Origin of the sequence: Tranquillimonas rosea (genome assembly GCF_900111315.1) — a bacterium.
Classification (GTDB): Bacteria; Pseudomonadota; Alphaproteobacteria; order Rhodobacterales; family Rhodobacteraceae; genus Tranquillimonas; species Tranquillimonas rosea.
Genome location: NZ_FOGU01000007.1, coordinates 1 through 21,692 on the forward strand (window position 1 = coordinate 1; position 21,692 = coordinate 21,692).

The following is a 21,692-nucleotide window of genomic DNA, read 5'->3' on the forward strand; positions in this document are numbered from 1 at the left end:
TTCCTCGACAATATCTTCATCGAACGGCTCTGGCGCAGCCTCAAATACGAATGCGTCTACCTGCACGCCTGGGAGACAGGATCGCAGGCGCGCGCGGGGCTGCGGACCTGGTTCGACTTCTACAATCACCGGCGGCCTCACGCCGCCCTCCACGGACGGCCGCCGGACATGGTCTACCGCACCGGCACGACGATCATGCAAACCGACCAGGAGACCCGGAGAGTAGCTTAGAAACCGCCAGTTCCTGTCCAAGAAATGGGGAGCACCTCAGACCACCAATGGCACGAACACCTCGCGGCCGCGCCGCTCGCGCTGACGCATGTAGTCCTTCACGATCGTATAGCCGCCGCTGAAGCCGTGCTCGTCGCAGAGCCGCTCAAACACCCGCTTCGCCGTGTGCCGCTGCTTGCGATGGAGCTCGCGGTCGCCGTCCAGCCAGCCGTCGATGATCCCGGTGAAGGCATCGAGCTTCGGCCGCTTAACGGGCGCCGTCCGCCGGTATCCGGGCGGAACAGAGAACGCCATAATCTTGGCGACGCTGTCGCGCGAGATGTTGAAATGCCGCGCCGCCTCTCGCTGGCTCATGCCCTCCGAACAGGCCAGCCGAACCTTCCGATACAAGTCCACGGTGAAAATCCTCCCGCCCTCCCTGACACCAGAAAGGGCAAAGGTGGCCGACTCTTACGCCGCCCGCAGCAGGCTCATCCCGCCGCTACCGTGGCCGACTTTCTCACCGCCGTTCTCAGATCGGACAGGGTTGTTGTCGGGTGCCGATCGACAGGCCGCGCCGCTTCGATGAGATGAGTTCAGCCCGCCAAGTCTGCAAGGTTGGCGTCGAGCAGCGTCTGCTGATCGACCGGAGCGAGCCCCTCATCGAGGATGTCACAGAGAACCTCGAAGACTGCGGCGGCCCGCCCGTCCGACGCTGTCTGCCAGATCCATTCAGATCCGGCCATTGCGATCTCTATGAAGTCGCCGCGCGCCGCCTCGAGGCCCGTCTCTGGCAGATCGAGCGCGATGCGTACATCTCCCAAGTCTTGCCTGGGCAGGTTCCTGTTCTGCGCATAACGCTCGAAGTTGTCGAAAACCTCCTGCTGGATCCTTGTTGAGATCGCGCGGCTCACGATCTCCAAGATCGGGCGCAACAAGCTCTTGGCATCTTCGCTTCCCTCCACGGCATCCAGCGCTCCCAGGAGCTCGGTCTTCCCGCGAAGGCCCTTCGGGACCGTCAGTTCAAGTCTCACTCTAGAGTAAATCTCCCGGTAACAGGTCGCACAGCTCTAACGAAGTGATGATCTATTGTGCCCCGACGCCGTGCCAAGGCGTGTCCGAGAAGCTTCCGGTGTGCTGCTTCCAAAGGTTCGTATCGGCGCCGAACCATCACCTCATTCGACCGGAACCTCACTCGTTGCGTTGATCGATATTGTGCGGACGGTTGGGGGCATATCGGCCCAGGTCGCGGATGGGCGAAGATCTATAACGCGCTTTCTGATCATTGATGGAGTCTAGCGCAGTTGGCATTAGGCCTACCGCGATGGCATTGAAACCGTGTCGCGCCATACGAGATGCGCGTCGAGCTCGACGAGATCGTCCGCCGCGCCATTGCCGTCCAGCCAGGAGACGATCGACTCGGAGATTTCATCGACCGGCTGGGCGAAGGTCGTGAGACGATAGGCGTCCCAGCCTGCCTGTGCGACGTCATCAAATCCTATGACGGACAGGTCTTCCGGGACGCGCCGCCCGAAGCGCTGGCGGGCGACGTCGAGAACGCCGAAGGCCAATAGATCGGTCGTGCAGAAGATTCCGTCGGGAGGTTCACTTCGCGAGAGCAGGGCCGTTCCGAGGTCGAGACCCGCGGCATAGGACGTGACCCCGATCGCTTCCCTGGTCGCGGGCAGCCCGGCATCCTCCGCGGCGTGGGCGAAACCTTCCGCCCGCAGTCGCAAGCTGGTCGTTGCGGATCGTGACGTGGCCACGGCGGGACGGACGCATCCGATCCGACGCAGAGCCTCGAACGCCTGCGCGCCACAGGCGGCATCGTTGAGCCGGATGTGAAGCGCGCCGGGGCGGCCTTCCTCGCGATTGATCAGGACGAGGCGCAAGCCGTTGCGGATGCACAGATCCCCCAAGGCCGGATCGGGCATGCCCGAAAGCACCACCGCGGCATCGGTGCGGTAGGAGATGGCCTGGCGCAGGGCACCCTTGACGCTCTCGTCGGACCGGTCGGTGTTGATCAGCATGGCGACCTTGCCATCGGCCTGCAGCTTCTCGGTCAGGGCGGCCAGCAGGCGGGAGCGAAACGGCGTATCGAGTTCGGCCACGATGAGCGCGACGATTCCGCTTTCGGCCGTGATCAGGCCGCGGGCGAGGTGGTTGACGTGATATCCCAGCCGCTCGGCGGCTGCGAGCACCTTGGCGCGAGTCGTGGGAGAGACGCTGGCGCCCGGCGTGAAGGTGCGCGAGACGGCGGCCCGGGAGACGCCAGCCGCTTCGGCGACATCTTTGGCGCTTACCGCGTTGCGGGGGATGGTCATCTTGGCGCTCCGCCTCCTGGCTCGGTCATCCTATCCATAACGCACAAGGTTGCAATCCTCGCAATGCCTACATGAACCGAGGAGAGAGGCGATTTTCGGCTTTTCTGTTGACAGAAAGCTCTGTCTTGGAAAACTTGTTTGCACAGGTGTGCAATGCCTGAAAATTGCAAGGGAGGAGACACGATGACCAAGACACCCGTCGCGCTTGCGAGCGCCGCCGCAATGCTCGCCGCCGGAGCGGCAGCGGCACAGGAGCTGAACCTGATATGCTCGGCGGATCAGGCGATCTGCGAGCGCCTGGTCCAGGAGTTCGAGGCATCCCATGACATGAACATCAACATGGTGCGCCTGTCCTCGGGAGAGGCGTATGCCAAGGTCCGCGCCGAGGCGCGCAACCCGCAGACCGACGTCTGGTGGGGCGGGACCGGCGATCCGCATCTCCAGGCCGCGGCCGACGATCTTACCGCCGAATACCGCTCGCCGATGCTCGAAGAACTGCAGCCCTGGGCGGTGACCCAGGCCGAGACCTCGGAGTATCGGACCGTCGGCGTGTATTCGGGTGCGCTCGGCTGGGGCTACAATACGGAGATCTTCGAGGAGAAGGGGATCGAGCCTCCGAGATGCTGGGAGGATCTGCTGGATTCGTCCTTGCAGGGTGAGGTCCAGATCGCCGATCCGAACTCTTCCGGGACGGCCTATACGACCCTTGCGACCCTGGTGCAGCTGATGGGAGAGGACGAGGCCTTCGAGTATCTCAAGAAACTCGATGCCAATGTCAGCCAGTACACGAAATCCGGCTCGGCCCCGGTCAAGTCGGCCGCCCGGGGGGAGACCGGTCTGGGGATCGTGTTCATGCATGATGCTGTCGCCCAAGCCGAGGAGGGCTTTCCGATCGAGGTGGTCGCCCCGTGCGAGGGGACCGGCTATGAGATCGGGTCGATGTCGCTGATCGCCGGTGCCCAGAACCCCGATGCCGCCAAGGTGTTCTATGACTGGGTCCTGGGCGCGGATGTGCAATCGGTGATGCCCGAAGCTGGTTCGTACCAGATCCCCTCGAACGCGAATGCCACGGCTCCCGAAGCGGCACCGGATCTCAGTGAGCTCAAGCTCATCGATTACGACTTCGCGGAATTCGGCAGTTCCGAGCGCCGAAGCGCCCTGTTGTCGCGCTGGGACGAGGAAGTGGGCGGCGTCGCCAACAACTGACGCCTGACGACCCCCCGCCCGGAGAGGACCGAGCCATGACCCGAGAGAACCGGCGGCTGGATCTGCTGCTGCTGGCCGCGCTGTTCTGCTGTGCGGCGCTGCCCTGGTATCACATCAGAAGCGGCTTCTATGGCTTCGATTGGCTCTCGGACTGGGCGGGGGAGCCCCTGTTTTGGCCGCTGGTGGCCCAGCTTTCGCCGGCACAATGGTGGCTCTGGCCGTTCGTGCCGCTGGTGATTGCCGTTGGCCTCCTGCGCCATCTCTGCGCGCCAGGGCCGGATCGGGGCGGCCGGCTCATGGCGCTCGGGGCCGCAGGGCTCGTCTGGCTTCTCGTCGAGGGCCTGGCGGTTGGGCTGCGAGGCTGGAACTGGAGCCTTTGGGAAACCCTCTTCGGCCCGGTCGCAGGACAGCCAGCCTTCGGCGCCGGCGCGGTCGGTCTGGCACTGTGCTGCCTGGCGATGATCTCGTTCGGCCTGGCCGAGCGCGGCGCGCTGAAGGGGGATGTGTTCGTCCTCTCGGCCATCACCTTGCTGGTGGGACTGGTCGCGACCTTCGTACTCTATCCCTTGCTGTCGATGTTCACCGGCGCCTTCCAGGATTTCCGCGGAGCGTTCACCACGGAAGGGGTGGCGAAGAACATCGGCGATCCGCAGATCTGGAGCCTTCGGTGCGTCGTCGGAACCGGCGGATGCGGCGTGGCGTGGCGCACCTTCTTCTTGGCATTGTGTACCGCCACGGGGACGACCCTTCTGGGCCTTGCCTTCGCCCTGGTGGCCACCCGCACGCGCATGCCGTTCAAGAAGGGCCTGCGGCTGATGACGGTTCTTCCGATCATCACGCCCCCCTTCGTCATCGGTCTCTCGCTGATCCTGATGTTCGGCCGATCCGGCTTCGTTACCGAGTTCATTGGCGACGTCACCGGATGGGACCCCGGGCGGTGGCTCTACGGGCTGACGGGCATCTGGATCGCGCAGATGCTGAGCTTTACGCCCATCGCCTTTCTCGTGCTCGTCGGCGTGGTCGAGGGCGTGAGCCCCTCGATGGAGGAGGCGAGCCAGACCATGCGTGCGGGACGCTGGCGCACCTTCCGGAAGGTCTCGCTGCCCCTGATGGCCCCGGGCCTCGCCAATGCCTTCCTGATCGGTTTCATCGAGTCCATGGCGGATTTCGGGAACCCTCTCGTGCTCGGCGGCTCGGGTGGCGTGCTCTCGACGGAAATCTTCTTTGCCGTGGTCGGCGCCCAGCACGATCCTGCCCGCGCCGCTGTCCTGGCAACCGTGTTGCTGTGCTTCACGTTATCGGCCTTCCTGGCGCAGCGGCTCTGGCTCGGGCGCCGCAATTTCGCGACCCTCTCGGGCAAGGGCGACGGCGGGCGGCACGCGCTGCTTCCCCGGCGCGTGGCGGCCCCGGTCATCGCCCTTGTCACCGGCTGGTCACTCTTCACGCTTTTCGTCTACGGCATGATCCTGTTCGGGGGCTTCGTGAAGGTGTGGGGGCTCGATCACTCCTTGACACTCGCGCACTATGTCCGGGCCTTCTCTGTTTCGTTCGGCGACGGGCTTGCCTGGACCGGTGTCGCCTGGGACAGCTTCTGGACCACGATGAAGATCGCACTGATCGCCGCGCCGCTGACGGCGGCGGTCGGGCTGCTGACGGCGTGGCTGATCGTTCGTCAACGGTTTCCCGGACGGGGGGTGTTCGAGTTCGCCCTGATGCTGAGCTTCGCGATCCCGGGCACGGTGATCGGCATCAGCTACATCATGGCGTTCAACCTGCCCCCGATCCAGATGACGGGAACGGCGCTGATTCTGATCTTCTGTTTCGTGTTCCGGAACATGCCGGTCGGCGTGCGGGGCGGGGTCGCGGCCATGTCGCAACTTGATGGCTCCCTCGACGAAGCGTCGCTGACATTGGGGGCCTCGAGCCCGCGGACCCTGTTCAAGGTGATCCTGCCGCTCCTGCGGCCGGCGATCCTGGCCGCGCTGGTGTATTCCTTCGTCCGGGCCGTCACATCCATTTCCGCGGTGATCTTCCTGGTCAGCGCCAAGTACAACATGGCCACCGCCTACATCGTGGGGCTGGTGGAGAACGGGGATTACGGCGTCGCGATCGCATATTCCTCGGTCCTCATCGTCGTGATGATCTCTGTTATCGGCGGCTTCCAGCTGCTTGTCGGAGACCGTCGTCTGCGCCGCGGCGAGGGGGATGCGCGACGGGCGGCGGCGCGCAGAATTGAGGAGGTCCCGGCATGAGTTTTTCCCAGCGCGGCGCGGTAGCGTTCCGCGGTATCCGCAAGGCGTTCGGCGCGTTCGTCGCCATTCCCGATCTGAACCTGACCATCGCACCGGGAGAACTGGTGACGCTGCTCGGGCCCTCGGGCTGCGGCAAGACCACCACCTTGAGAATGCTCGCGGGGCTGGAGGCGCCGACGGAGGGCCAGATCCTGATCGGTGGCGAGGATGTGACGCGGCTTCCTGCCAATCGCCGGGACGTCTCGATGGTGTTCCAGTCCTACGCGCTCTTTCCCCACATGAGCGTGGCACAGAACGTGGCCTACGGTCTCGAAGCCGGCGGCATGAAGTCCCGACCGGCCAGAGCCGCGGCCCGGGAAGGTCTGGACCTGGTCGGGCTGAGCGGCATGGCGGACCGGCTTCCCTCGGAACTCTCGGGTGGGCAGCAGCAGCGGGTCGCCGTGGCGCGCGCACTGGTCCTGGAACCGCAGGTGTTGCTGCTCGACGAACCGCTCTCCAACCTCGACGCCCGGCTGCGCCGCCGCGTGCGCACCGAGATCCGCGAGTTGCAGCAACGGCTCGGGTTCACCGCGGTCTATGTCACCCATGACCAGGAAGAGGCCCTGGCGGTCTCCGACAGGATCGTCGTGATGCTCGAGGGGCAAGTGGCCCAGGCGGGCCCCCCGCGGGAGCTTTACGAAGCACCGGCCTCCGAGTTCATCGCCGACTTCATCGGTGAGGCCAATGTCATCGACTGCGAGGTGACCCAGGTGTCGGACGGAACGGCGACCGTTGCGATCGGCGCGGTGCAGCAGACCGTGCCGGCGCGGGAAGCCGTGCCCGGGCCGGCCAAGCTAGCGGTCCGGGCCAACGCGATCCGCCTGCGGCCGGGCAGGGGCGAGCTACCGGGCCGCGTTCTGTCGGCCGCCTATCTCGGCGATCATATGGAATACGAGGTCGAGACGGATCTCGGCCGTTTCTTCGCCATCGTCGCAGAAAGCGACACGCCGATGCCGCAGGGCAGCGACATCGCGGTCGAATTCCGCTCCCGCGGTCTTGCCCTGATCACCTGAAGGACGTCCATGGATCTCATCTCCCGCCTTGCCGTCGCCGAAGATGTCGCCACTCGCGCAGGTGGCCTGGCGCGCCGGTATTTCGAGCATCGCGACACTCTCACGATCGAGGCAAAGCGCACCCTTCAGGACATGGTCAGCGAAGCCGACCGAGAGGTGGAGACACTGATCCGCGAAACCCTGTCGCAGGAGTTTGCCGCAGATGCACAGCTTGGCGAGGAACACGGCTTGCGAGAGGGCACATCCGGACTGACGTGGGTCATCGACCCGATCGACGGCACCGCGCCGTTCCTGGCCGGCTTGCCGGGGTGGTGCGTCTCGATCGCCGTGTGTGACGAAACGGGGCCGATCATCGGGGTGATCCATGCGCCGATGCTGGAGGAGACCTTCGTTTCGGCGCGGGGGCAGGGGGCCTGGCTGAACGGTGAAGCGATCCGGGTGACGGAGCGGTTCGATCTCTCGACCGGTCTGCTGGGGATCGGCGCGAACGATCGGGTGCCGTCCGCCCGCGTGGGCGAGATGCTCGCCGAGCTCATGGCGGCGGGTGCGAGCTGGACGCGGTACGGGTCGGGCGCCCTGATGCTGGCCTGGGTCGCCGCCGGCCGCCTCGTCGGTTACGCCGAACCCAGCATGAGCGCCTGGGATTGCATGGCAGGCTATTGCTTGATCGAGGCGGCCGGGGGGCAGGTCCTACCCTTCCAGAGCCTGACGAAAGCCGGACCTGTGCTCGGGGCGTGCCCGGCGGCCTACGACGACGTCCTGCGGCTTACACGGCTGGATGACGACACGGTTTGGGGAGTTCGCTGAGGCCACAATTCATGACGCTTCGCTATCGGAGGTCGTTGCCGAGCCGGCGGTGGAGCCAGTCGTTTTAGTTTCGGATCAGCAAGATGGAGGATGACATGCTGAAGATAGTTACGACCTTGACCGCGTCCCTTGCGGCAACCGCCCTTTGGGCAGCCGATGGTGTGCAGCCTCTGCCTAAGGCCCATGCGCACAACGATTATGAACACGATCGTCCGCTTCTCGATGCGCTCTCGCACGGCTTCACTGGTGTGGAGGCTGATATCTGGCTCGTCGACGGGGAACTGCTGGTTGCGCATGATGCGAACGAGGTGGAGGCGGGGCGAACCCTCGCGAGTCTTTATCTCGATCCGCTGCGGGCCCGCGCCGAGGAGCATGATGGCATGATCTATGCCAGTGGACAGCAGGACCCGATCACGCTTCTAATCGACATCAAGTCCGATGGCCCAGAGACTTACCAGGTTCTGTCGGACGTGCTCGCCGAGTATTCGGATATCCTGACTGTTTTCGAGGGCGAAGAGGTCGAGCCGGGCGCGGTGACCGCCGTGATATCGGGAAACCGCCCGCGCGACATGATGCAAGAACAAGACGTCCGCTATGCCGGCTATGACGGGCGAATGAGTGATCTGGAAAGTGACACGCCCGCATCCTTCATGCCGCTGCTGAGCGACAACTGGACCAACGTCTTCGACTGGACCGGTGAAGGGGAGATGCCAGAAGAGCAACGTGACAGGCTGACCGAGATCGTCTCCACCGCGCATGACAAGGGATGGGAAATCCGCTTTTGGGCGACGCCTGATGAAGCCGGACCTGCCCGCGAGGCGATCTGGACTGTGCTGGACGAAGCCGGTGTCGATCTCATCAATACGGATGATCTGAGCGGTCTCCAGGATTTCCTCCAAGCCGAATAGTCGCCATGGCTGCCGGCGCGTCCGGCGGCCATTCCAGGCGCACTTGATCGGTCTTTTCGGTGCAGCTCACCGCTGGTGTGTGAACCGGCACGCAACTGCGACCCAGGCGAACCGCGCTCAAGCCATTGAACACAGAGAGCTAATGCCTTCGGGTCACGGTCGACGGCGATCGTGACCCGCTAAGATCCTCAAAGTCTCCAATCAAGCAACGAGTTGAGCTTCGGTCGAACAGGGTAACGGTGTGGGCACGATGACGTAATTGCTGCCGGCGCTTCACATGATCAGCGGCATCGCCACCATAGACGGGATTACACCCCCAATCGAGGATACCGCAAGCAACCAGTATGTCGGACTGGACGTATCGCAGAGGGAGACGTCTGTTTGTGTCGTTGATGAGACCGGTCGTCCCGTCTGGCAGGGTCGCGTGGCATCCGACCCCGGTGCCCTGGCGAAGCTGTTGGACAAGAGAGCACCCGATGCCGAACGCATCGGCTTCGAGACCCGCGCCATGTCCAGTTGGCTATGGCACGAGCTCCGGCGGGTCGGCTTGCCGGTGGTCTGCATCGATGCCCGTCACGCACATGCCGCGCTCTCGGTGCGGATGAACAAGAGCGACGAGAATGACCCGCGCGGGCTGGCTGAACTGGTTCGGATCGGCGGGTATCGCGATGTCGCGGCGAAGAGCGAAGCCAGTCAGCAAGCCCGTTCGCTTCTGATCGCCGGTCGCGTCTGGTACGGTTCCGGGGAGACCACGAAAATCAGGTGCGCGCGATGTTGAAGGAGTACGGCATGATCTTTCCTCGCTCGATCGGGGGGCAGTTCCGGCGCCGGATGTAATAGCTGTCTGGCGAGAGACATATCTTGTGACCGGTGCTACTGCCGCTGCTTTCGGTCCATGCGCATGTCCGTAGCGAGCTGGAGGGACTCGACCGCAGGGTTCGCCAACTCGCCAGGGAAGACGACACCACCCGTCGGCTGATGCGCGTGCCGGGGGTCGGCGCGGTGACGGCGCTCACCTTCCGCCACACGATCGACGACCCCTCTCGCTTCGCCAATGCGGCGACGGTCGGCGCCTATCTCGGCCTGACCCCACGTCGAAAGCAGTCCGGCGTAACCGATACGAACGGCCGAGTGTCGCGATGGGGCGACCGGCTGCTGCGGACCTATCTGTTCGAGGCGGCCAGCGTGCTGCTGCACCGGACAAAGAGATGGTATGCGCTGAAGGCATGGAGTCTTCGCCTTGCCAAGCGCAACGGCATGAAAAAGGCGCAGGTCGCCGTCGCCAGGAAGATGGCCGTGATCCTTCATTGCATCTGGGTCGACGGGACGGTCTTCGAGTGGGGGACCGCGGGACCAGCGTAACTGACACCGGCCCGCCCTGAGATCGCAGGCTGACACCAGACCTGTGATGTCCCGCCGGGACGGTGGTTGCGGTGACCTCGTTGAACCGGCTGCGGGCCCCAAGGCACCCGCGCTCCATACGCTGAAGGCACCCGACCCGAACATCATCATGAGGCCATGAACTCGAAAAGGACCATGACCCCGGCACGGACTGCAAACAGGCTTGACGAGGAGCCGCAATTGAGGGCCGAGTGAAACCTCGTCGGGATAAATCCTTCGTGGTGCCCGTGGCGTGGGCATCCAGCATGCTGGACTCAGTCAGCAGAACAAGGGTTCACACCAGATGCAAAGGCACGAAGAACACCGCAGCATAGGGAGCGGCGCGCATGGTTGAGCGGACTATCCCCCCTCTTGTTGGCTACCGTTGCCAGAAAGGACCGTTCGGGGCAATGTTGTCTAAACGACGGGGAGGAGACCGTGGTGCCGGATACACTCGTTACGGAACGGATCGACAAGGAGGCACTCACTGAATCCGACGCAGCGTTCGAGCTGCTCCGGAGCAAGCTGCCGGAGCCCGACATCCAAGCTCTGGCGCGAGAAGTCATAACACGCATTTCGCAGAGGGCTTCAGGAGCCCTGAAGGGACCGGGAATGCGCTCCCCGATCGCGGTCGACGACCTCTGCCAGGCGCTCATCTCGCCATCGCCCGAAGGGGTATTCGAGGTCATGCGCGATCTGCTCCAATCGGACATGACGGTGGAAGACATCTACGTCGAGCACCTTGTCCCGGCGGCGCGGCGTCTCGGCGAATATTGGGAGGCAGATACGGCGAGCTTCAGCGAGGTCACCATCGGCACCAGTCGCATTTATACTCTGATGCAACGCCTCGTGAAGAGCCGGCAGGCCTACCAGCAATCGTCTGACCGGGCCGCGATCGTGGCGACGCTGGAAGGCGAGCAGCACACGCTCGGCGCCCAGATGGCGGCCGACGTGGCGCGCCTCGAAGGCTGGGACATCCGGCTAAGGATGGATTGCTCGAACGAAGCCCTCATCAAGGAAGCCGTGCAGAGTAGCATCGATGTCTTCGCCATCGCCGCGACCCGCCACGAAAGCTTGGGCGCCGTGGCGCGGCTTGTCACCGGTCTCCGATTGGAGGCGCCTTCCCTTCGCATTCTCGTTTCGGGTCGAATTGCCGACGTGGAGAGAGAAGCCGTTGCCTGGATGATGCCGGACGGTCTGGCATCCACATTGCCTGACGCCATGGGGGAGCTTGAGCGGCTTTACGACATGAATGGCGATGTGCCGTAGTCTCGCGTGTGCGTAGAATGTCCGGTCCAACGAGGCCGCACCGAGGCGTCGGGTGTTTCGTGGAAGGACAAGTTTCCGGGCCGCGAGCGACGTTACGCGCTCCGCGACATGTGCGAAGTGACCGGGTGATCTGGGCGGATTCTGTGGAAGAACACCCCGTCGCAACCGCAGAAATCGGGTGCCTGAAAGACACGCGCGCGACCTTTATGTCAGGCGTTTCGCGGTTTCTGCGGTGCGGGAAGGGTCTTCGCCAGTTTCCGGAGGTTCTGGGCGGTGGCGGCGAGTAGAAATTCGCCGTTCGCGCCGCATGGTCCCCGTAGTCGGAGCCTTTCGAAGCCGAGGATGTGCTTGAGGTGCGCGAACAGCATTTCGACCTTCTTCCGCAGCTTCATCGAAATCACGTATTGGTCCGTCTTTGCTATGTCGCGGGCGACCTACCGCGCATCTTCATGTTCCTCCCGGGTGATCGACCGGAAGTCCATGTTGGGCAGCAACGCGACTTCGAGGGGCAGGCCTGGCAGGTGTGTTTCAGGCACCGGTATGTGGCGACGCCCTTGCCGATCGGCCCGCGGTACGGACCCGAATAGTGCCGGCAGAACTGCTTCACTTCGTGGCCTTCCGGGCAGATGTATCGGTTTTTCCTGGCATCCCACGCGAAGTCCGCCCGGCTCCAGATGCCATCGCTGTGGCCAGACTTGTCGAAGACCGGAATGTGCGGTGCGATCTTGCGCTCGACCAGCCAGCCAAGCATCGGTGCTGTGCCGTAAGCAGTGTTCGATCTTCCGCGCGATGCTCAGGAAAGCGGCTCAGGCACACACAGTCTTAATCGTGATGGTGCATGTCACCACTCGAAACGGATTACATGTGGAAGCCAAGCGATGCGACTCTTCACGAAATCATCGGTCAGCGACGCCGTCCGGGAGGCGCTAGAGGTTCATGCTGCGCTCGAGAAGGTGCAGGCCATGATATCGTTCGACCTGGACGGTACAATTCTTGATGCCAATGAGAACTTCCTTCGCGCGTTCGGCTATACGATCGACGAGATCAGGGGTCAGCACCACCGCGTGTTCGTGGAGCCGGCCCACGCCATCAGCACGGCCTACAAAGACTTCTGGCAGAAGCTCTCCCGTGGCGAATTCGTCAGAGGAGAGTTCGCCCGCATCGGCAAGGACGGGCGCACCGTCTGGATCGAAGCGTCCTACAACCCGGTCATCGACAAGAGCGGAGAGGTCGTGAAGATCATTGAGTTCGCGATCGACGTGACCGCGGCGAAGCTGAGGGCCGCGGAGGCGGCGAGTCAGCTCGAAGCGATCTCGAAGAGCTTGGCCGTCATCGAGTTCGACCTCGATGGCACGATCCTCACCGCGAACGAGAATTTTCTCGATCTGATGGACTACTCCCTCGCGGAGCTCCAAGGGCAGCATCACCGGATGTTCGTTGAACCGTCCGATGCGGCAAGCTCGGACTATGTGACCTTCTGGAGCGACCTCCGCGCAGGCAGGTTCCGTTCCGGTGAGTTCAAGAGGCTGGGCCGGGGCGGCCGCCCGGTCTGGATCCAGGCCAGCTACAATCCGATCCTCGACCCAAGCGGCAGGCCGATCAAGGTGGTCAAGTTCGCCTCTGACATAACAGAGGTCAAATTGAAGGCGGCCGACGCTTCGGGTCAGCTCGAAGCGATCTCGAAGAGCCAAGCGGTCATCGAGTTCGATCTCAACGGTACGATCCGGACCGCGAATGACAACTTCCTGCAGACGCTCGGCTACACACTGGGGGAGATCAAAGGTCAGCATCACAGAATGTTCGTTGAAACCGAGTTCGCGCAGAGCTCCGAGTACAGCGCCTTCTGGCAATCTCTCGGCCGCGGCGAGTTCCAGACGGCCGAATACAAGAGGATCGGCAAGGGCGGACGGGAGGTCTGGATCCAGGCCAGCTACAATCCAATCTTCGATCCGAGCGGCAAGCCCTACAAGGTAGTGAAGTACGCCACTGACATCACGCCGCGAAGGCGTGCGGTCGAGGCCATCTCTGCGGGTCTGGCAAGGCTGTCCCACGGTGACCTGTCGGCGCGCGTGACGGAGTCCGTGGCTGGCGATTTCGAGTCGCTCAGAACCTCGTTCAACGAGACGATGGTCCGGTTGGAAGAGCTGGTGAACGGAATCCTCGAGGCGTCCATCGCAATCGCAGACGAAACCGACGGGATCGCCGCGAGCGCCAAGGATCTCGCTACCCGTGGCGAGACCCAGGCGGGAACGCTTGAGGAAATCTCGGCCGCGATGGAGGAAATCTCCGCAAACGTTAAGAGCACGGCGGCCAATTCCGACACGGCGACGACCGCGGCCAAAACCGCGTTCTCGAACGCAGAAACCGGTTGCGCCGTCGTCAACGACGCGATTGCCGCCATGGGGCGGATCGAGAAGAGTTCTGCCGAGATCAGCAATATCATCGAGGTCATCGACTCGATCGCCTTCCAGACAAACCTGCTCGCCCTGAACGCAGGGGTCGAGGCGGCGCGTGCGGGGGACGCCGGCAAGGGCTTTGCGGTCGTCGCTTCCGAGGTTAGGGCGCTGGCGCAGCGCGCCTCTGGAGCCGCCCGAGAAATCAACGAGCTGATCGAAAAGAGCGGCAAAGAAGTCGGCAACGGCTCGAGCCTCATCAACCAAAGCGGCAAGGCGCTCGGTGAGATCGTGGCCGCGGTCGACTCGGTCGTCGAAAGCATCTCCGACATTTCAACGGCGAGCCGCGAGCAGACGAAAAGCATCGTCGAGGTGACCGAGGCCGTAACCAACATCGATCAGACGACACAGCACACCGCCGCGATCGCCGAGGAAAGCTCTGCCGCCGCGCTCCAGCTGGCGGAGCGGACAGCGAACCTTCGCGATCTCGTGAGCTTCTTTCAAGCAGCAGGAAACGCGCCGCACCCAAAAACGCACAACATTCATCGTCTTCCCGCAAGTAAGGCCACGGTGTTGGCCCCGCCGTCGAGCAGAGCTCCGAAGCGCGTAGTGACGGCGGCCAGCAAGCGCATTGCAGACAGAGAAGCGGAGGCCTGAAGCGAGTTCCGATGTCAATAAGCACCCAATCGGGACCCCCTATCGGCGGCTTTTCGTCCTGCCGCGCCGCGAGGGCCAGCCGTCCGGGATCTACCGGGTCCATCGGCTCTACCGCGAAAAAGGCCTGACACTGCGCCAGCGGAAGGCCCGGCGCGAGGCGGTCGGGACAACGGCCCAAATCCTGGCAGCGATCTCGGACATCGCGATTTCAGGGCGGCGCGTCGCACGGGAACTGACAATTTCGATCGAGGGGCGAGGAAAGCCGGGAAGCATTGTCTCGGACAACGGCGCGGACCTGACCAGTCGCGCGATCCTGCGATGGTGCGCCGAGAAGAAGATCGAATGGCATTACATCGCGCCGGGCAGGCAGATGCAGAACGGCTTCGTAGAAAGCTCCATAGATCGGATGCGCGATAAGACCTTCACCGAGACCATGCTCCGCACCTTGGCACACGCACGAGTCGCGATCGCGGCCTGGGCGGCCGACCATAACACCGAACGCCACATTCAGCCTTGGCTTACCGGACGGGCCAAACATGCGCGAACACTGAACACTGCAATCGCCCACCCCACTACGCGAGACGAAGGCTCAATGGCAGGTCATTCGGGCCACCCTAATCGGGGGCATTCAGCCGATCTACGGCGCAAGGCCTCAAGCTGTGCGCGCAGGCGGCGGAAGGCGCAGGCACTTGCGCCTCCCGCTGGCGTGCAGGCGGTCAGCTCAGGTGGTGCACGCTCTGCAGGCCGTAGACCGGGGTCGGCAGACCCTCCATCCGCGCCTTGAGCTGAAGGGCGAGGTACTGCGAGTAGTGCCGCGATTGGTGCAGGTTGCCGCCGTGGAACCACAGGTTCTCGGCCTGGGTGGGCTTCCACATGTTGCGCTGCTCGCCCTCCCAGGGGCCGGGATCCTTTGTTGTGTCAGAGCCGAGGCCCCAGACCTTGCCCACCTTGTCGGCCATCTCCTGCCCCATGAGGTCCGCCACCCAGCCGTTCATCGAGTTGTAGCCGGTGGCATAGACGATCAGGTCGGCCTCGAGCTTCTCGCCGGTTTCGAGGATGACGCCGTCCTCGACCACCTCGGTCACCTGGCCGCGCTTCAGCTTGACCTCGCCGTCGATGATCAGCTGGCTCGCACCCACGTCGATGTAATAGCCCGAGCCGCGGCGCAGGTACTTCATGAAGAGCCCCGATCCGTCGTCGCCCCAGTCCAGATCGAAACCCGCCTTCTCGAGCCCCTCGTAGAATGCCGCATCCCGTTCCTTCATCTGCTCGTAGAGCGGGATCTGGAACTCGTGCATGATCCGGTAGGGGAGCGAGGCGAAGATCAGGTCGGCCTTCTCGGTGGTCATGCCCGAGCGCACCGCCTCCTCGGAATAGAGCGCGCCCAGCCCGATCTCCATCAGGCTGTCCGAGCGGACGATATGGGTGGACGACCGCTGGACCATCGTGACGTCGGCGTCGTGTTCCCACAGGGCCGCGCAGATGTCGTGGGCAGAGTTGTTCGAGCCGATCACAACGGCCTTCTTGCCGGACCATTGGTCGGGGCCATCATGCTCCGAGGAATGTTGCTGCACGCCCTTGAAGGTTTCCATGCCGGGGAAGTCGGGCATCCGCTTCTTGCCGGACATGCCGGTCGCCATCACCACGTGCCTGGGCGTCAGCACGACTTCTTCGCCGTCGCGGTCGACGACGACGGTCCATTGCTTCGTCTCATCGTCGAACTCGGCGGACTTGGCGGTGGTCCGCGTCCAGTAGTTCAGCTCCATGACCTTGGTGTACATCTCGAGCCAGTCGCCGATCTTGTCCTTCGGCGCGAAGACCGGCCAGTTCTCGGGGAACTTGATATAGGGCAGGTGGTCGTACCAGACCGGGTCGTGCAGACAGAGCGACTTGTAACGCTTGCGCCAGCTGTCGCCGGCCCGGTCGTTCCGCTCGACGATGATCGACGGGACGCCAAGCTGCCGCAGCCGCGCGCCAAGAGCGATGCCGCCCTGGCCGCCGCCGACGATCACGACATAGGGCTGGGTGGTATAGCCAAGCTCCGCCCACTCCCGTTCGCGTTCTTCCTTCCATGTCGGGCGGTCCTTCGCCGCGCCGTGCCGGGCGCCGAGCGGACGGTCGAAGCCGGTGGCCTCTTCGAACCCCTTGAGTTCGGACATGGTGGTCAGCAGCGTCCAGATCCGATCGTCCTTCAGCCGGACCAGGCCATAGCCGCGGGCAACGTCGGTCTCGAACTGGATCCAGGCGGTGGTGACGCCGTCCTCCTCGGTCGGGACCTCGCCGTCGGCGAGCCGCCAGTTCCGCGGCTTGGTGGTGGACAGCTGGTGGTTCAGCATGTCGCCGACCTGCTCCTTGCCCTCGACCGTCTTGAGGTTCCAGGTGAAGGTTACGAGGTCGCGCCAGTAGCAATCTTCCAGAAACATCTCCTTTGCGGCTTCGATGTTCCCGTCCTCCAACGCCTTGCCGAAATCATCGAGAAAGCCCTGGGTGCGGTCCGCCACGGTTGAGTCGAGCATAGGTATCCTCCCTGAATGCCATTCCTCCAGGGTCGAGCGTGGCAGGGAGAGCGGCGACCGGGCTAGCGTTTTCACGTCCAAGGGTGCGGAAAAACGCCCTGCGCCACGCCGGCGTTGCGCGTGCAACGCCCGTGCAACGGATCAGCACTTCGGGCTGAGACCCGCCCGGCGCGCCCGGCGCATCACGGTGGAGCGGTTCACGCCGAGCCGTCGCGCCGCCCGCGCCATGTTCCAGCCGCAGGCATCCAGCATCGCCTCGAGGTCGTCGTTCGGGGTGGGCTCCCTCCCGTCCGGCGTCTCGACGAGATCGGGCAAGTCGATCACCGCGCCTTCGGCCAGGGCGACCGCGGTGGCGAGCGTGCTCTGCAATTCGCGGATGTTTCCCGGCCAGGCCCTCCCAGCGAGTTCGGCCCTCGCGGCCGGAGACAGACGCAGGTCCGTCCCGATCCGCCGCAGGAGCCGGTCGATCAGCCAGTCCACGTCCCGCCGCAAGCGGAGCGGCGGAAGTGTCAGCGTCGCACCCGCCAGGCGGAAATGCAGGTCGGTGCGCAGCTGGGGGCTGTCCGCACTCCGCGTGGAGGCGATCGTGAAGAGATCGTCGCGGGTGTCGAAGGTGGTCAGCAACGCGGCCTGCGCCGTGTCCGACAGATCCTCGATCCCGCGCAGGAACAGCGTTGCCGGTCCCGTCGTGGCGGCAAGCGCCTCGTCCAGCCGCGCCGGGGTGAGCCCCGCGCCCCGCAACGTGACGAAGGCGCGGCTGGCGGGTCCGGCCACGTGAATGGCGCGGGCGAGCCGTTCCTTCCCGGTGCCGGTCTCGCCCCGGATCAGCAGGGGGATGCCCGAGCCTGCAAGCCGTTCCGCCCGCTCGAGGATGCGGTCGAGCGCCGGGTCGCCGCCCGAAAGACCGGCGAAGGCCCCGCCACGCGTCTCGGCCGACCGGCGGACCGGCGCCCGCGGCGTGTTCGGTGCGATTGCGTGGCCGAACATCCGCCGCCCGTCGCGCAGGTGCAGAACCCGGTCCTCCGTCGGCCGGCCGCGCATGAGGTCGGGCAGGTCGTCGAGCGAAAGGTCGAACACGGTGTCGACCCGCTCTCCCAGGAGAGGCGAGTCCGGTCCGAGCGCTTCGGACGCCCCGCGCGTCAGCCCGACGATACACCCGCTCCCGTCGAGCGCCACCGCGGCATCGGGGTCCACCTCGAGGAAGTCGGGGCTCGTCGAGAACCGCAGGACCCAGTCGCGCCGCGTCGTCGCCATGAGGTTCGCCATCTCGACCCGCCGGGCCGAGGCCCGCACCAGCGACATGGCGAGGTTCTGGCTCGGTTTCGGACCGGGAGAGCGGAGGAGCGAGATGTCGAGCACCGCGGTCAATTCGCCGCGGCTGTCATAGATTGGCGCGGCGGTGCAGGACAGCGGCGTATGCGCCAGCCCGAAGTGGTCGCTCTGATGTATGGTGACGGCCTGGCCCGCCACGAGGCAGGACCCGACCGCGCAGGTCCCGGCAAGCTGCTCGGACCAGTCCGAGCCGAGATACAGACCCGCGCGGCGCAGGTCGTCCTCGAACCGCGGGTCACCGAAATAGTCCACGCAGACGCCCTTGGCGTCTGCCAGCATGACGACGTAGCGCTGCCCGGCCACCTGGCGGAAAAGCGCCTGCAACCCCGACCGCGCCGTCGCGATCAGCCGTTCCGACCGTTCGCGATGCTGCCTGAGCTCTGCCTCGGTCACGATATGTGCGGGCTCGTGCCGTGCGGGATCCAGCCCGTAGCTGTCCACGCAGCGCCGCCAGCTTTCGGTCACGACGCTGTCGCGTCCCGTCTCGCCTCCGTTCAGGACAGTCTCGATCTCCCGAACATGATCGCCATCGCCCATGCCGTCCTCCCTCGGCTTGTGCATGGGGGAGCCTAACAGATCTCGGGCCTGTGCGGCAGCCTGACTGCGTCCGGCCCTCGGGATCACCCGCGCAATGCTGCGGGGGCGTCGCGTTGCACGGCTCCCGGAGCCTGACTAGGGTCCGGCCGTGTTCTGAAGAGAGGCCGAAATGACCAGTGACGGGTATGAACGCATTCCGCGCGAGCGCGCGGTCGAGATCGCGGAAACAGCGCTGAGGAAGGCCGGCTTCTCGACCGCCCACCGGCGGGCCATGACGCGGAACATGGTCGAGGCGCAGGCGCAGGAATGTCACTCCCACGGTCTCTACCGGTTGATCGCCTGCAGCACCGTGGCCGAGGCGGGGCTGGTCGACCCGGTCGCCGAACCGAGCCTGAGAGACGAGGGCCCCGGCGTGGTCGGAATAGACGCGCATGGCGGCAATTCGTTGCTGGGGTTCGATCTGGGGGCCGAGAGCCTGGCCGAAAAGGTGCGCACCACCGGCCTTGCGGCGCTGGCAATCCGCAACTGCCACCATTTTTCGGCCCTCTGGTGGGAGGTCGAACAGCTGTCCGAGCGAGGCCTGGTGGCGCTGGCGATGACGCCCACCCATCCCTATGTCGCGCCATTCGGCGGCACCGAGCCGCTGCTCGGGACGAACCCGATCGCGTTTTCCTGGCCGCGTCCCGGCGGCGATCCCTACACGTTCGACTTCGCGACGAGCGCGGTCGCGCGCGGCGAGGTCGAGCTTCGCGCGCGGCGCGGCGAGAGCCTGCCGGAAGGCTGGGCGATCGACGCCGCCGGCGCCCCGACGACGGATGGCAAGAGCGCCCTGTCCGGGGCCCTGCTGCCCTTTGGAGAGCACAAGGGGTCGGCGATCTCGACCATGGTCGAACTGTTGGCCGGGCCACTGATCGGGGATCTGCTGAGCAGCCAGACGGCGGAACCGAACAGCTCGGACGAGAAAGGCATCCTCCACGGCGAACTGGTGGTCGCCATCGACCCCGATCGCTTCGGCGTCTCGTTCGCGACCGCCGAGCGGCTCTTCGAGGGGATCGCGGGGCAGGGCGCACGGCTGCCGTCCGTCCGCCGGCGCGAGGCGCGCGATCGTTCTGACAGGGACGGCCTGCTGATCTCGTCGGACCTGCTGGCCGAGCTTCGCGCGCGGGCGGACATGGGGGGATAGGTTCCTGCAAAAGGATGCGCCGCCGCTTTGCCGAGACGGCATGGCCGCCATCCCGTGCGACTTTCGCCATGGCGTGCGGCGAAGCGCGAGCCTATCTGAAGGTCAATCGTCCGATCACGGCGCCGGCGGCATTGCTGCGGTGCGCACCAAGCCATTGAGATTTCCCATGCCAGATACATTCGGGGCCGCGGCGCCGTCCTCGTCCGCGCCCGTCTCCGAAGCGGCGCCGCAAGAGGACACGGGGCGGCGGGATCGGCTCGTCATCGGGTTGCTCCTGGTGTCGGCCTTTACGGTGATCCTCAACGAGACGATCATGTCGGTGGCGCTGCCGCACCTGATGACCGACCTGAACGTCACGGCCGCCGCCGCGCAATGGCTCACCACCGCGTTCCTGCTGACGATGGCCGTCGTCATTCCCGTCACGGGTTACCTCCTCCGGCGGCTCTCGACCCGGACCGTGTTCCTGATGGCGATGAGCATCTTCAGCCTCGGCACGGTGATCTGCGCCCTGTCGCCCGGCCTCGGCCCGCTGGTCTTCGGCCGGATCGTGCAGGCCTGCGGCACCGCGATCATGATGCCGCTCCTGATGACCACGACGATCAACCTCGTCCCACCGGAACGCCGCGGCCGCACGATGGGTAACATCTCGATCGTGATCTCGGTGGCACCCGCAATCGGACCGACGATCTCGGGCATCATTCTGAGCTACCTCGAGTGGCGCTGGATGTTCTGGCTGGTCCTTCCCATCGGCCTCGGGGCGCTGGCGCTGGGCCATGCGTATCTGCAGAACGTTGGCGAGCCGCGCAGGACGCCGCTCGACATCCCCTCGGTGCCGCTGTCGGCCATCGGGTTCGGCGCGCTCGTCTACGGTCTCTCGACGATCGGTGAGCGCCATGGCGACGTGGAGCCGGCCGTTCCGGTCTGGCTGCCGCTGGTCACCGGCCTTGCCGTGCTCGCGGTCTTCTTCGCCCGGCAGATCAGGCTCGCGCCACAGGGGCGCGCACTTCTCGACCTCAGGACATTCCGTACCCGCGTCTTCGCCGTCTCCGCGGCGATGATGGGGCTGTGCATGATGTCGCTCTTCGGCATGATCGTTCTGCTGCCGATCTACATGCAGAATGTGCTGGGACTCGCGCCGCTGCAATCGGGGCTGCTGCTCCTTCCCGGCGGTGTTGCGATGGGGCTGATGGCGCCGCTGGTCGGCCGTCTCTTCGACCGGTTCGGCGCCCGCAGACTGGTCATTCCGGGCTCCGTCCTGGTGTCGGCGGGCCTGTGGAGCATGACCCTGCTGGGACGGGAGACCGACGTCTGGCAGGTGCTGGCCTCGCACATGATCCTCTCGTTCGGCCTGGCGTTCCTGTTCACGCCGCTGTTCACGTCGAGCCTCGGCTCACTGCCCAAGGACCTCAATCCCTATGGCTCGGCGGTGATCGGAACGATCCAGCAGGTCTGCGGTGCCGCCGGGATCGCGCTCTTCGTCTCGGTGATGTCGCTGCGCACGGCCGCCTCCAGCGCCGCCGGCGCGTCGTCGCCGGACGCCATGGCCGCCGGCGTCACGGCCGGGTTCATCACCGGCGCAGTGGTTTCGCTTTGCCTCATCGCTGCGAGCTTCTTCGTGCGACGTCCGCCGGACATGCGCCCCTAGGTCGTGGCCACGACCGTGGTG

General features: G+C 64.9%; 16 protein-coding genes and 3 pseudogenes. 13 read left to right on the forward strand and 6 right to left on the reverse strand.

Annotated features, from left to right (window positions below):
- The coding region (locus BMZ25_RS12605) for an integrase core domain-containing protein (RefSeq protein ID WP_235859827.1) at window positions 1-231 on the forward strand (231 nt) is incomplete at its 5' end.
- A 45-nt stretch (window positions 232-276) separates the two neighbouring features.
- Here BMZ25_RS12605 and BMZ25_RS12610 read toward each other — a convergent pair.
- From BMZ25_RS12610 to BMZ25_RS12620, 3 genes and pseudogenes are all read right to left on the reverse strand, one after another.
- Window positions 277-627, reverse strand: a pseudogene (locus BMZ25_RS12610) (helix-turn-helix domain-containing protein); the annotation flags it as partial.
- Between the two features lie 179 nt (window positions 628-806).
- Window positions 807-1,244: a hypothetical protein gene (locus BMZ25_RS12615; RefSeq protein ID WP_092694147.1), complete on the reverse strand. Its 438-nt coding sequence runs from the start codon at window positions 1,242-1,244 to the stop codon at window positions 807-809.
- Between the two features lie 282 nt (window positions 1,245-1,526).
- The gene (locus BMZ25_RS12620) at window positions 1,527-2,534 is read right to left on the reverse strand and encodes a LacI family DNA-binding transcriptional regulator (RefSeq protein WP_092694149.1); all 1,008 of its coding nucleotides are present in this window, start codon (window positions 2,532-2,534) and stop codon (window positions 1,527-1,529) included.
- Between the two features lie 183 nt (window positions 2,535-2,717).
- Here BMZ25_RS12620 and BMZ25_RS12625 point away from each other — a divergent pair, with 183 nt between their 5' ends.
- From BMZ25_RS12625 to BMZ25_RS12655, 8 genes are all read left to right on the forward strand, one after another.
- Entirely contained in the window at window positions 2,718-3,740 is a 1,023-nt protein-coding gene (locus BMZ25_RS12625; protein WP_092694151.1) for an ABC transporter substrate-binding protein, read from the forward strand.
- Between the two features lie 35 nt (window positions 3,741-3,775).
- Window positions 3,776-5,992 carry an ABC transporter permease gene (locus BMZ25_RS12630; protein ID WP_177190460.1) on the forward strand — a complete coding sequence of 739 codons (2,217 nt, stop codon included), beginning with the start codon at window positions 3,776-3,778 and terminating at the stop codon, window positions 5,990-5,992.
- Window positions 5,989-7,044, forward strand: coding sequence for an ABC transporter ATP-binding protein (locus tag BMZ25_RS12635; RefSeq protein WP_092694153.1), 1,056 nt, complete (start codon window positions 5,989-5,991; stop codon window positions 7,042-7,044). The genes BMZ25_RS12630 and BMZ25_RS12635 overlap by 4 nt, the downstream gene beginning before the upstream one ends.
- 9 nt (window positions 7,045-7,053) lie before the next feature.
- Complete coding sequence (locus BMZ25_RS12640) at window positions 7,054-7,851, forward strand: inositol monophosphatase family protein (protein ID WP_092694155.1); 798 nt, start codon at window positions 7,054-7,056, stop codon at window positions 7,849-7,851.
- 95 nt (window positions 7,852-7,946) lie between these two features.
- Window positions 7,947-8,759, forward strand: coding sequence for a phosphatidylinositol-specific phospholipase C/glycerophosphodiester phosphodiesterase family protein (locus BMZ25_RS12645; protein WP_218142536.1), 813 nt, complete (start codon window positions 7,947-7,949; stop codon window positions 8,757-8,759).
- Between the two features lie 277 nt (window positions 8,760-9,036).
- Entirely contained in the window at window positions 9,037-9,537 is a 501-nt protein-coding gene (locus tag BMZ25_RS21060; RefSeq protein ID WP_218142537.1) for an IS110 family transposase, read from the forward strand.
- Between the two features lie 92 nt (window positions 9,538-9,629).
- The gene (locus tag BMZ25_RS21065; protein ID WP_218142538.1) at window positions 9,630-10,121 is read left to right on the forward strand and encodes a transposase; all 492 of its coding nucleotides are present in this window, start codon (window positions 9,630-9,632) and stop codon (window positions 10,119-10,121) included.
- A 459-nt stretch (window positions 10,122-10,580) separates the two neighbouring features.
- Window positions 10,581-11,408 (forward strand): cobalamin B12-binding domain-containing protein, encoded by an 828-nt coding sequence (locus tag BMZ25_RS12655; RefSeq protein WP_092694158.1) that lies wholly within the window; start codon window positions 10,581-10,583, stop codon window positions 11,406-11,408.
- A gap of 209 nt (window positions 11,409-11,617) precedes the next feature.
- On the opposite strand, the pseudogene BMZ25_RS12660 reads toward BMZ25_RS12655, so the two are convergent.
- Window positions 11,618-12,186 (reverse strand): annotated as a pseudogene (locus BMZ25_RS12660) (transposase); the annotation flags it as partial.
- A gap of 100 nt (window positions 12,187-12,286) precedes the next feature.
- On the opposite strand from BMZ25_RS12660, the gene BMZ25_RS12665 reads away from it, so the two are divergent.
- Window positions 12,287-14,458 (forward strand): methyl-accepting chemotaxis protein, encoded by a 2,172-nt coding sequence (locus BMZ25_RS12665; protein ID WP_092694160.1) that lies wholly within the window; start codon window positions 12,287-12,289, stop codon window positions 14,456-14,458.
- A 40-nt stretch (window positions 14,459-14,498) separates the two neighbouring features.
- A pseudogene (locus BMZ25_RS21395) lies at window positions 14,499-15,242 on the forward strand (integrase core domain-containing protein); the annotation flags it as partial.
- Here the strand turns inward: BMZ25_RS21395 and BMZ25_RS12675 are convergent.
- Both BMZ25_RS12675 and BMZ25_RS12680 read right to left on the reverse strand, forming a co-directional pair.
- On the reverse strand, window positions 15,175-16,974 hold the full coding sequence (locus BMZ25_RS12675) for a flavin-containing monooxygenase (RefSeq protein WP_092694162.1): 1,800 nt from the start codon (window positions 16,972-16,974) through the stop codon (window positions 15,175-15,177). The pseudogene BMZ25_RS21395 and the gene BMZ25_RS12675 sit on opposite strands and share 68 nt — an antisense overlap.
- A 141-nt stretch (window positions 16,975-17,115) precedes the next feature.
- The gene (locus tag BMZ25_RS12680; protein WP_092694164.1) at window positions 17,116-18,843 is read right to left on the reverse strand and encodes a sigma-54-dependent Fis family transcriptional regulator; all 1,728 of its coding nucleotides are present in this window, start codon (window positions 18,841-18,843) and stop codon (window positions 17,116-17,118) included.
- A 169-nt stretch (window positions 18,844-19,012) separates the two neighbouring features.
- Between BMZ25_RS12680 and BMZ25_RS12685 the strand changes: the two genes are divergently transcribed.
- Together BMZ25_RS12685 and BMZ25_RS12690 are read left to right on the forward strand one after the other, a co-directional pair.
- Window positions 19,013-20,026: an Ldh family oxidoreductase gene (locus tag BMZ25_RS12685; protein WP_092694166.1), complete on the forward strand. Its 1,014-nt coding sequence runs from the start codon at window positions 19,013-19,015 to the stop codon at window positions 20,024-20,026.
- A gap of 166 nt (window positions 20,027-20,192) precedes the next feature.
- Window positions 20,193-21,671, forward strand: a complete 1,479-nt coding sequence (locus BMZ25_RS12690; protein ID WP_092694168.1) for an MDR family MFS transporter — start codon at window positions 20,193-20,195, stop codon at window positions 21,669-21,671.
- Window positions 21,672-21,692 lie beyond the last annotated feature (21 nt).